This is a genomic window from Mycobacterium sp. GA-1841 (genome assembly GCF_001954135.1).
In the GTDB taxonomy this organism is placed as follows: domain Bacteria; phylum Actinomycetota; class Actinomycetes; order Mycobacteriales; family Mycobacteriaceae; genus Mycobacterium.
This window is the reverse complement of sequence record NZ_MBEQ01000109.1, coordinates 66,487-76,353: the sequence shown is the minus strand read 5'-3', so window position 1 is coordinate 76,353 and position 9,867 is coordinate 66,487. Positions and strand designations below refer to the sequence as shown.

8 protein-coding genes are annotated in these 9,867 nt (G+C 67.4%); 2 read left to right on the top strand and 6 right to left on the bottom strand.

Features of this window, described 5'->3' with window-relative positions; genetic code table 11:
- Positions 1 to 166: 166 nt before the first annotated feature.
- From A5740_RS24630 to A5740_RS24620, 3 genes are read right to left on the bottom strand one after another with little or no spacing between them, the layout of a single operon-like run.
- On the bottom strand, positions 167 to 637 hold the full coding sequence (locus A5740_RS24630) for a DUF5130 domain-containing protein (protein WP_076198456.1): 471 nt from the start codon (positions 635 to 637) through the stop codon (positions 167 to 169).
- On the bottom strand, positions 624 to 857 hold the full coding sequence (locus A5740_RS24625) for a hypothetical protein (protein WP_067767309.1): 234 nt from the start codon (positions 855 to 857) through the stop codon (positions 624 to 626). Before A5740_RS24625 ends, A5740_RS24630 begins: the two co-directional genes overlap by 14 nt.
- A 58-nt stretch (positions 858 to 915) precedes the next feature.
- Positions 916 to 1,560 carry an HNH endonuclease gene (locus tag A5740_RS24620; protein WP_076198454.1) on the bottom strand — a complete coding sequence of 215 codons (645 nt, stop codon included), beginning with the start codon at positions 1,558 to 1,560 and terminating at the stop codon, positions 916 to 918.
- Positions 1,561 to 1,722: 162 nt separating this feature from the next.
- Here A5740_RS24620 and A5740_RS24615 point away from each other — a divergent pair, with 162 nt between their 5' ends.
- Both A5740_RS24615 and A5740_RS24610 read left to right on the top strand, forming a co-directional pair.
- On the top strand, positions 1,723 to 2,109 hold the full coding sequence (locus tag A5740_RS24615; protein ID WP_166909815.1) for a globin: 387 nt from the start codon (positions 1,723 to 1,725) through the stop codon (positions 2,107 to 2,109).
- On the top strand, positions 2,109 to 3,656 hold the full coding sequence (locus tag A5740_RS24610; protein ID WP_076198450.1) for a glycoside hydrolase family 13 protein: 1,548 nt from the start codon (positions 2,109 to 2,111) through the stop codon (positions 3,654 to 3,656). Before A5740_RS24615 ends, A5740_RS24610 begins: the two co-directional genes overlap by 1 nt.
- A 226-nt stretch (positions 3,657 to 3,882) precedes the next feature.
- Here the strand turns inward: A5740_RS24610 and A5740_RS24605 are convergent, their stop codons facing one another.
- From A5740_RS24605 to A5740_RS24595, 3 genes are read right to left on the bottom strand one after another with little or no spacing between them, the layout of a single operon-like run.
- Entirely contained in the window at positions 3,883 to 4,548 is a 666-nt protein-coding gene (locus tag A5740_RS24605; RefSeq protein WP_076198449.1) for a hypothetical protein, read from the bottom strand.
- The gene (locus tag A5740_RS24600) at positions 4,545 to 4,907 is read right to left on the bottom strand and encodes a thioesterase family protein (RefSeq protein ID WP_254849330.1); all 363 of its coding nucleotides are present in this window, start codon (positions 4,905 to 4,907) and stop codon (positions 4,545 to 4,547) included. The genes A5740_RS24605 and A5740_RS24600 overlap by 4 nt, the downstream gene beginning before the upstream one ends.
- 44 nt (positions 4,908 to 4,951) lie before the next feature.
- A complete protein-coding gene (locus tag A5740_RS24595; protein WP_083654407.1) occupies positions 4,952 to 9,814 on the bottom strand; it encodes an NAD-glutamate dehydrogenase in 4,863 nt (1,620 codons plus the stop codon).
- Positions 9,815 to 9,867 lie beyond the last annotated feature (53 nt).

Below are 9,867 nucleotides of genomic sequence, written 5' to 3'. Positions count from 1 at the left end.
GGGGGGTCGGGGGGGCGGCGGGGGCCGGCGGCCGCGCCCCCCCGGCGGGGGGCGGGGGCGCGCGCCGGGGGGCGGGGGGGGGGGGGGGGGGGGGGGGGGCCGCCGCGCGCGGGGGGGGGCGGGGCCCCCCCCCCCCCCGCACGCTCGGTGCCAGGTTCTAGAGCAATCAGGCGGGAGAAACGCCGGCAGACAGCACACGCACGGCGCTGATCAGACCGTCGATCAAATTGCCTTCCTTGAAGGAGGCGGCAGCCGCCGAGACGCCCAGCGGGGCGACCTCTTCGATGCCACGGCCTTTGACATCGGCACCGTAGACCACCTCGATCGCGCGCTGGTCGGGTGAGACCGCGAGCAGCACCGCGTTGTTCGGCGTCGGCACCTTGGCCAGGATCTCGCGTGCCGCGGCGGCGGTGTCGACACCCAGGTCACCGATGTACACCGCGAACCGGGCCTTGGCCGCCCGCGAGCCATACTTCAGGGCATCGTCGAGCACGACGAGGTCCTTCGTCGGGAACGGGTAGTGCACGGACAGCTCGCCCGGTTCGGTGACCCCGGAAATCCGACCGCTGTAGGTCAGGGCATAGCCGTAGGGCAGCTCGACATCCTTGGTCGCCGTCGCAATATCACCACTTGCCACTTGCGCCGCCTCCGATCGTCACGCCATGGGAATCATGCCCGCCGTGCCCGTGGGCCTGCGGCTCCTCGGCAGCCCACAGGATGGGCTCGTGGGTCCACGGCTCGGACATCTTGTAGGTATCCGGATGCGGTCCCTTGCGGGGCAGGTAGATCAACGCCAGGACCACGAACAACACCAGCGGAACCCCTCCGAGGAGGGAATGGGTAAGTGCTGTGCTCACGCGCAAACCGTATCAGCCGCACCACCGCGACGCGCCGAGTGTGCCGGCAAGTCAGGCCTCACGCCGCACCCTCGCCGAGATACCGCACCCAGGCCGGGTCGAGTTCCTTGATCGTCGACAACAGCCGCCAATGCTGGCCCTTCGGCGGCATTGGCACACAGCGCAGGCTCCAGCCCAGCTCGGCCAGCAACCGGTCGGCCTTGCGGTGGTTGCACGGCCCGCACGCGGCCACGCAGTTCTCCCAGGAGTGCTCGCCGCCACGACTGCGCGGGATCACGTGATCGACGGTGTCGGCCCGTCCACCGCAGTACGCGCACCGGAACCGGTCGCGGTGCATCAGCGCAGCCCGCGTCATGGGGATCCGGGCCCGGTAGGGCACCCGCACGAAGGTGCGTAGCCGGATCACCGACGGCACCACGATGGTGCGGGTGGCCGAGTGGATGACCGGTCCCGACGGGTCGTCGTGCACGACGTCGGCCTTGCCACACATCACCATGACCACCGCGCGCCGCAACGGCAGCGCGGTCAACGGTTCATAGGTCGAGTTGAGCAGCAACACCCGACGACGCCCCCACAGGGAGGCATCGTGCGTCGTGGTGGGGAGGACCTCGACGCTGTGGAGGGGGCGATTTGGCACATGGGGTCCCGATGGGCCGGGAATGTGGCCGGTCCGTCGCATATGGCTTTTTTTGCTGTGCGCCATGGAGCCTCCGAGGAGACAGTCCACCACGGATCCGACAGATGTGCACGAAAATTTTTCGGGTGTGTGCAGGTCAGTCGGATGAACACCCGGTGACCGGGCCACGGTGACCGGCGCCGACGACTCGCTGGGCCACAATGGACCACAATGAACGACGTGACCCAGGTGCAGCGATCTTTCTACGACGAAGTCGGTGGCCACGAGACGTTCGCAGCGATCGTGTCGCGGTTTTACCAGCTGGTACGCGAGGACGAGATCCTGCTGCCGCTATACCCCGAGGACGACATCGACGGCGCCGAGGAGCGGCTGCGGATGTTCCTGGAGCAGTACTGGGGCGGCCCGCGCACGTACTCCGATCAGCGGGGTCACCCGCGGTTGCGGATGCGGCACGCACCGTTCCGGATCGGCTACCTCGAGCGCGACGCCTGGCTGCGGTGCATGCACACCGCGGTGGCCTCGATCGACTCCGCAACGCTGGACGAGCCGCACCGCCGCGCTCTGTTGGATTACCTCGACATGGCCGCGGACTCGATGGTGAACTCGGCGTTCTGATGCGCCGGTGGTGGGCGGACGCGGTCTTCTACCAGGTCTATCCCCGTTCGTTCGTCGACAGCAACGGGGACGGGGTCGGTGATCTCGACGGGGTGAGCGCCGGGTTGGACTACTTGGCCGGGCTCGGGGTCGACGCGCTGTGGCTCAATCCGGTGATGGTGTCGCCGATGGCCGATCACGGCTACGACGTCGCCGACCCCCGCGACGTCGATCCGCTGTTCGGCGACATCACCGCGCTGGACCGGTTGCTCGACGCCGCCCACGCCCGCGGCATCCGCGTCACCATGGACCTGGTGCCGAACCACACCAGTTCGGCGCACCCGTGGTTCGTCGAGGCGCTGGCCGATCCGCGTCGTCGCGACCGCTACATCTTTCGCGACGGACGGGGCCCCGGCGGGATACACCCGCCCAACAATTGGGTGTCGGTGTTCGGCGGCCCGGCCTGGACCCGCATCACCGAAGCCGACGGCAGGCCCGGCCAGTGGTATCTGCACCTGTTCGACCCGGCCCAGCCCGACCTGAATTGGAACCACCCTGAGGTGTTCGAGGATCTCGAGAAGACGCTGCGGTTCTGGCTCGACCGCGGAGTCGACGGGTTCCGCATCGATGTGGCCCACGGCATGGCCAAGCCACCCGAACTGCCCGACATGGCGGTCACCGATACTGCGCTGCTGCGCAACAGCGAGGACGACCCGCGGTTCGACAACGACAGCGTGCACGACATTCACCGGTTCATCCGCACGGTGCTCGACGACTATCCCGACACGGTGGCCGTCGGTGAAGTCTGGGTGCACGGCAATGAGCGCTTCGCCAAATACCTGCGTCCCGATGAGCTGCACCTGGGCTTCAATTTCCGTCTGGTGCAAGCTGATTTCGACGCCGACGAGGTTCACGAGGCGATCCTCAACGCGATGGCCGCGGCCGACCTGGCGGGCGCAGCACCGACGTGGACGCTGTCCAATCACGATGTGGAGCGCGAAGTCACGCGCTACGGCGGTGGTGCGCTCGGTCTGGCGCGGGCCCGCGCCATGGCCCTGGTCATGTTGGCGCTGCCGGGCGCGGTGTTCGTCTACAACGGCGAGGAACTCGGGCTGCCCAATGTCGATCTGCCCGACGGCGTGCTTCAGGACCCGGTGTGGGAGCGCTCTGGACACACCGAACGCGGCCGTGACGGTTGCCGGGTGCCGATGCCCTGGTCGGGCGATTCGCCGCCGTTCGGGTTCTCCTCATCGGTCGACACCTGGTTGCCGGTGCCGGCCGAGTGGGCAGCGATGACGGTGCAGCGCCAGCAGGCCGACCCGTCGTCGACATTGCAGTTCTACCGGCGGGCCATCCAATTGCGTACCAACCGTGACGAATTCGCTGGCGGCAGAGTCGAGCTGCACACGTCCGGCGGCATGCTGACATTGCGCCGCGAAGGTGGCCTGAGATGTGTGCTCAACACCGGCAGCGAACCCGTGCCGTTGCCGGCCGGCGAGATTCTGTTGAGCAGCGGCGCGTTGATCGACGACACACTCGGTCCGGACACTGCTGCCTGGGTGGTCTGACGTCGCCCGCCGGTGCTCTGCGCCCGCGGCCCCACGGCCCCTGCCCCCCAATTTGTCACGCCAGAGTGGCTTTCGCCGGCGACAGCCACTCTGGCGTGACAAAGCCGGGCATGCCAGGCCGGGTGCGTCACTCTGGCGTGACGCTCGAGCGCGAGTGTCACTCCAGCGTGACAAAAGCCCAAAAAACAATCGCCCAAAGAACACCGGTAAGGAGCCCGCAACAGAATCAGCCCAAAATCAACGCCGCGGATTCACGGCGGCGATACACCGACCCGAACCTGGCGTCGACACGCAACCAGGACGGATGTGCCCGCACCCGCACGATCTCCTGCTCGCTGACCTGATTGCCGGTCTGCGGCAGAAAACCCATGGCGGTCAGGGCGAATACGCAACGCATCGGCACACCCACGGTGAAATCGCCTGCGCTGACCGAGATCACCTCCTGGTCCAGGAGCGAAGCCGGCGGACCGTGGGCGCTGCCGTGCTCGCGGGCCAACGCCCCGCCCTGCTGAGCGAGGTCGAGCATCACCCGGGCCGGCACGTCGTCGAGGTGGACGAAACCATCCTCGGGAGGCAGCCCGCCGCGCCAGGCCGAATCCATGGGGAAGCCGGGGTCGATGTATCCGCCCTCTCCCCCTGCCACACCGGACAATCCGGCCACAAGCGCGTCGGCCCCCGCCGAGAGATCCGCCGGGCGCAGCCGCCCGGCCACCACCCGACTGGCCAGGACCTCCAGCCCGGTCGCCACCCACGCGATCACCGAACCTGGCCCGCGTTCGCGCAGGCGCACCACCGCGGCATCGTCCAATCGCAGGGCCCGGTCCAGGAACGTCGCGAAATCCTCGCGGTCGCGCGGGTTTTCGATCCACAGGCCGCGCTCGGGGGCGGTCATCGCAGATAGCGCTCCAGGTAGGCACGCTGCTCGCCCGTCAACCGTTCGAGTCGTTGTTCGGCGATGTGCACGGCGGCCAACTGGGTCTCACCGATCACCGACGGTTTCGCGTCGGGCGCGGCGTTCACCGACCGCACCTCGTAGCCCATGGTGAAGTCCACGGCGCGCACGCGCTTGGACCACATCGTCACCTGCAGCGGTGAATCCACCAGCCGCAGCTGGCCCTTGTAGCTGATGCTGACATCGGCGATCAACAGGCCGATGGTGTCGATGGTCGGACCGAAAGGCTCACGCAGAAAGGGAATCCGGGCCTCTTCGAGAATGGTCACCATGGTCGCGTGATTGATGTGCTGGTACATGTCGATGTCCGACCAGCGCACATGCACCGGCGCTACGAAGCCTGTCACCCAGTTGTTCCCGTTCCACTCGTACGTGTCATGCTGCGGATCTGACGCGCGGCCACCGACAGCGTCGCCAGGTCCTGCTCACCATCTTGGTATATCTCGGCCAGCGTGCGGCGAGCGCGGGTCACCCGGGAGCTGTTGGTCAGCTCCCATTCGGAGATCTTCTCCTCACCGGTCTCCTCCGGTTCGCCGACCGCCAGCACATCGAAGCACAGGGATCGCAACGAACCGTAGATGTCGTCGCGAATCGCCAACCGCGCCAACGAGTGCCACCGATCCTCTCGACTGAGCCGCGATACCGCCGTGAGCAGCCCGTCGGCCCCGAGATGATCCATCAGGGTGAAGTACGTGTCGGCCACCTCGACCGGGTCACGGTCGACGATGTCGGAGATGTCGATGACGTCGAGCAGGCTGTACTGGTACAGCCCGGTGGCGACCGCGTAGGCAAGATCCTCGGAAACCCCCTGCGAGGCGAACTCACCGGCTTCCTTATCGACGATGGCCTTGTCGTCACCGCGCAGCCATTCGGGCATACGCGGACGCAACGTGGCGACCTTGGCGGCGAACCGGTTGATCTCGGCGCCGACGGCCAGCGGTTGCGGACGGTAGTTCAGCAGCCAGCGCCCGGCCCGGTCGACCAGCCGGCGCAGGTCCAGCGTCATCCGATCGGTCACCGCGACCGGCACTCCGTCGTCGCCGGCGGCCCGGATCCGGCGCCACACGTCACCGATGCCGAAGATGGCGTCGGTGGCGACATAGCTGCGCAATGCGTCGACGGGGCCGACACCGACATCCTCGGTGATGCGGTAGGCGTAGCTGATCCCGCTGGTGTCGACGAGATCGTTAACCAGCATCGTGGTGACGATCTCCCGACGCAGCTGGTGCGAGCGAATCTCACTGGTGAACTGCTCACGGAGCTTCTCGGGGAAGTACTGCGGCAGCCGGGAGGCGAACACCTCTTGGTCCGGCAGGTCACTGGCCAGCACGTCGTCCTTGAGTGCGAGCTTGACGTGGGCCATCAGCGTGGCCAATTCCGGTGAGGTCAAACCGATTCCGGCATCGGCACGGCGGCGGATCTCTTTCGGTGACGGCAGCGCCTCCAGCTCACGGTTGAGCCCGCGGTTGTCGACGAAGTCCTTGATCATCCGCGCATGCACCGAGAGCAGCCCGGCTGCGTTGGCTCGGCTGGTGCCCATCAGGTCGTTCTGGTCCTTGTTGTCGGTCAGGACCAGGGCACCGACCTCGTCGGTCATCGACAGCAGCAGATCGGTGCGCTCTTCGGGACTGACCTTGCCCGCGGTCACCAGCGAGTCGATCAGGATCTTGATGTTGACCTCGTGGTCGGAACAGTCGACGCCGGCGGAGTTGTCCAGGGCATCGGTGTTGATCCGACCGCCGGCCAGGTCGAATTCGATCCGGCCCAGCGAGGTCACACCGAGATTGCCGCCCTCGCCGATCACCTTGGCGCGCACGTCGTTTCCGTTGACCCGGATCTGATCGTTGGCGCGATCCCCGACGTCGGATTCGGTCTCGGCCTTGACGTAGGTGCCGATGCCGCCGTTCCACAGCAGGTCCACCGGCGCCTTGAGGACCGCCTTCATCAGGGCGGGCGGTGTGAGTTCCTCGATGTCGTCGTCGATTCCGAGCGCCGCGCGGGCTTGCGGGCTGACCGGGATGGACTTCTGCTGCCGGCTGTAGACGCCGCCGCCCTCGCTGATCAGCTTGGCGTCGTAATCCTCCCAGCTGGACCGCGGCAGCTCGAACAGACGTTGGCGCTCCGCCCAGGACGCGGCGGCGTCGGGATCGGGGTCGAGGAAGATGTGCCGGTGGTCGAACGCGGCGATCAGCCGGATGTGCTTCGACAGCAGCATTCCGTTGCCGAACACGTCGCCGCTCATGTCACCGACACCGACGACGGTGAAATCCTGACTCTGGGTGTCGACGCCCATTTCCCGGAAGTGGCGTTTGACCGACTCCCAGGCGCCCTTCGCCGTGATGCCCATGGCCTTGTGGTCGTAGCCGATCGATCCGCCCGAGGCGAACGCGTCACCCAGCCAGAACCCGTAGGACTTGGCGACTTCGTTGGCGATGTCGGAGAAGGTGGCCGTGCCCTTGTCGGCCGCCACCACCAGATAGGCATCTTCCCCGTCGCGGCGCACCACCTCCGGTGGCGTGACGACGGCGCCGGTCTGCTTGTCGACGTTGTCGGTCACGTCGAGTAGTCCGGAGATGAAAAGTTGGTAGCACGCAACACCTTCGGCGCGGGTCGCCTCGCGGTCGGCGGTGGCGTCACCGGTGGGTTCCGGCGGGCGTTTGACCACGAATCCGCCCTTGGCCCCGACGGGAACGATGACGGCGTTCTTCACCGCCTGGGCCTTGACCAGGCCGAGGATCTCGGTACGGAAGTCCTCGCGGCGGTCCGACCACCGCAGCCCGCCGCGGGCCACGAACCCGAACCGCAGGTGCACGCCCTCCACCCGCGGCGAGTAGACGAAGATTTCGAATTTGGGCCGGGGCAGCGGTAGTTCGTCGATCAACCCAGGATTCAGCTTCATCGCCACCGCACCGCGTTGCCGAGCCGACTCCGGTTTCTGGACAAAGTAGTTGGTGCGCAGGGTGGCCTGGATCAGGCTCGCGAAAGCCCGTAGCACGCGGTCGGTGTCCAGACTCACCAGGGCGTCGATGTCGGCGGCCACGGCGGCTGCCGCCCCTTGGGCGTCCCGGGATCCTGCGGTGTCCTCGGACGGGTCGAACAACGCCTCGAACAGTTGCACCAGCGACCGGGTGGTGTGCGGGTTCTCGTTGAGCACCGACTCGATGTGTGACTGGCTGTACGAAAAACCCGCCTGGCGAAGGTACTTCGCGTAGGCCCGCAGGATCACCACCTGCTGCCAGGTCAGATCGGCTCGCAGGACCAGCTCGTTGAAGCGGTCCACCTCGACCGAGCCGTGCCAGATCGCGGTCACCGCATCGGCGAATCGCTGCGCGGTGGCCTCACGTGAGGCGGCGTCGGGCGCCTCGGGGATGCTGCGATGCCGGGCGACCTTGAACTGGTAGATCCAGACCGGTAGTCCGTCGGCGCGACGCACCGTGTAGGGGCGTTCCTCCAGCACCACCACGCCCATCGACTGCAGCATCGGCAGCAGCTCGCTCAGCGAGGCTGATTGGCCACCCAGGTACCAGGTGAGCTGGGCCGGCACGCCCTCCCCGGTCGAGTCACCCTCACTGAACACGAGCTTCACCGAATTATCTTGCAGCGCTTCGATGATCGCGATGTCGGCGATCGCCTCCGACGGGGCGACGGCCTGCTTGTAGTCCTCGGGGAACGCGGTGGCGTAGTGCTCCACCGCGGCACGGCTCAGCTCGGCGTCGGCAGCCGCGCTGGTCAACCGGTCACCCCAGTTGCGGGTGGCCTCGGTGAGCAGGTTCTGGATCCGGTTCTCGTTCTCGGTGGAGGTGTCCACGGCTTCCGGCGGTGTGCCGACGGGCAGGCGGACCGCGAAATGAACGACGGCCCAAGGCGACTCACTGACCCGCGCGGAGTAGTCGATGCTCTCGCCGCCGAGCTCGCGCACCAGGATGTCCTGCATCTCCAGCCGCACCGCGGTGGTATACCGATCGCGCGGCAGATACACCAGGCAGGAAACGAAATGGGCGAGCTGGTCGGCGCGCAGGAACAACAGGGTGCGGCGACGCGACCCGAGGTCCACCACGGTCAGGGCCATGTCCAGCAGTTGTTTGGAGCTCAGCGCGAAAAGTTCGGGGCGAGGAATCGTCTGGATGATGTCGCGCAGCAGTTGCCCGGGATGGCTGGGATCCCGGCGGGCCATGGCCAGCGCCTCCTCGACCCGTCGCGAGATCAGCGGAATCTCCAGCACATTGGCGTTCATCGCGGCCACGGTGAACAGGCCGACGAAACGATGTTCGACGACCCGCGCGCCACTTTCGCGCACCACCACGATGTAGGGGTTGGCGCCGTACCGTACATAGCTCGGCAGTGTGGCTTGGGCCAGCGCCATCAGGTCGTCCTCGGCGGTCAGCGGTGGGAGCACATCCTCCCGCAGCTTGAGCACACCCAGGCGACTGGCCGGGTCGACCACCGCCGTGCCGTCGTCGATCGCGCATTGCTGATAGCCGAGGAGCACGAAATGCCCGTCGGACAACCACCGCAGGAGCGCCGCGACATCCCGGCGGTCGGTGTTGGGGAATCGCCCTTCGACGTCGGTGGCCACGTCGTTGGCCAGGCCGTGCAGGGCCGCACCCATCGCCGCGGAATCCAGCCCGATCTGGCGGGCGTCGGCCAGCACCCCGGGGAGCAGCCGGACCACCTCGGTGAGTGCCGGGCCGTCGGCCGCCCCGCTGACCGGGACCAGGATCCAACACTCCTCGACGCCGTCGCTGCCGGTGGCCTCGGCGGCGGGCCGGAAATCGAGCAACTCACCGTCGGCGCCACGGCGCACCCGCAACACCGGGTTCATGATCGCGGGATACGCGACGCCATGGCGGTGCAGCAACACCGTCACCGAATCGACCAGCATCGCGGCCTGCTCGGTGACGATCTGCAGCGCCGGCCCGGAGTCGCCGTCGCCCGGGTACACCGCGACCTTCGTCTCCCCCGGCGTCCGGTGGCTGCCGAGTTCGAGGTGAGCGGCCACGAGCGCGTCAGGTAGATCGGAGACCAGCCGATCGGCGACCCCGGTCGGCTGCGGTCCGGTGGCGACCGTCCCTGCCCCCTCGCCCGACGGCGCGCGGTAGGTGGACCGGAAAGCCACGGCGAGGCGGTGGACCGCGTCCGGCAGCGGCTGCCGTCGATCCCGGTCGCTGATTTCGTGCCCACGAACAGCTTCCGGTTTGGCCGTCATACGGATCACTCCTGACTTCCGCCCACACACCGGCATCGGTGCATAGCCGACAT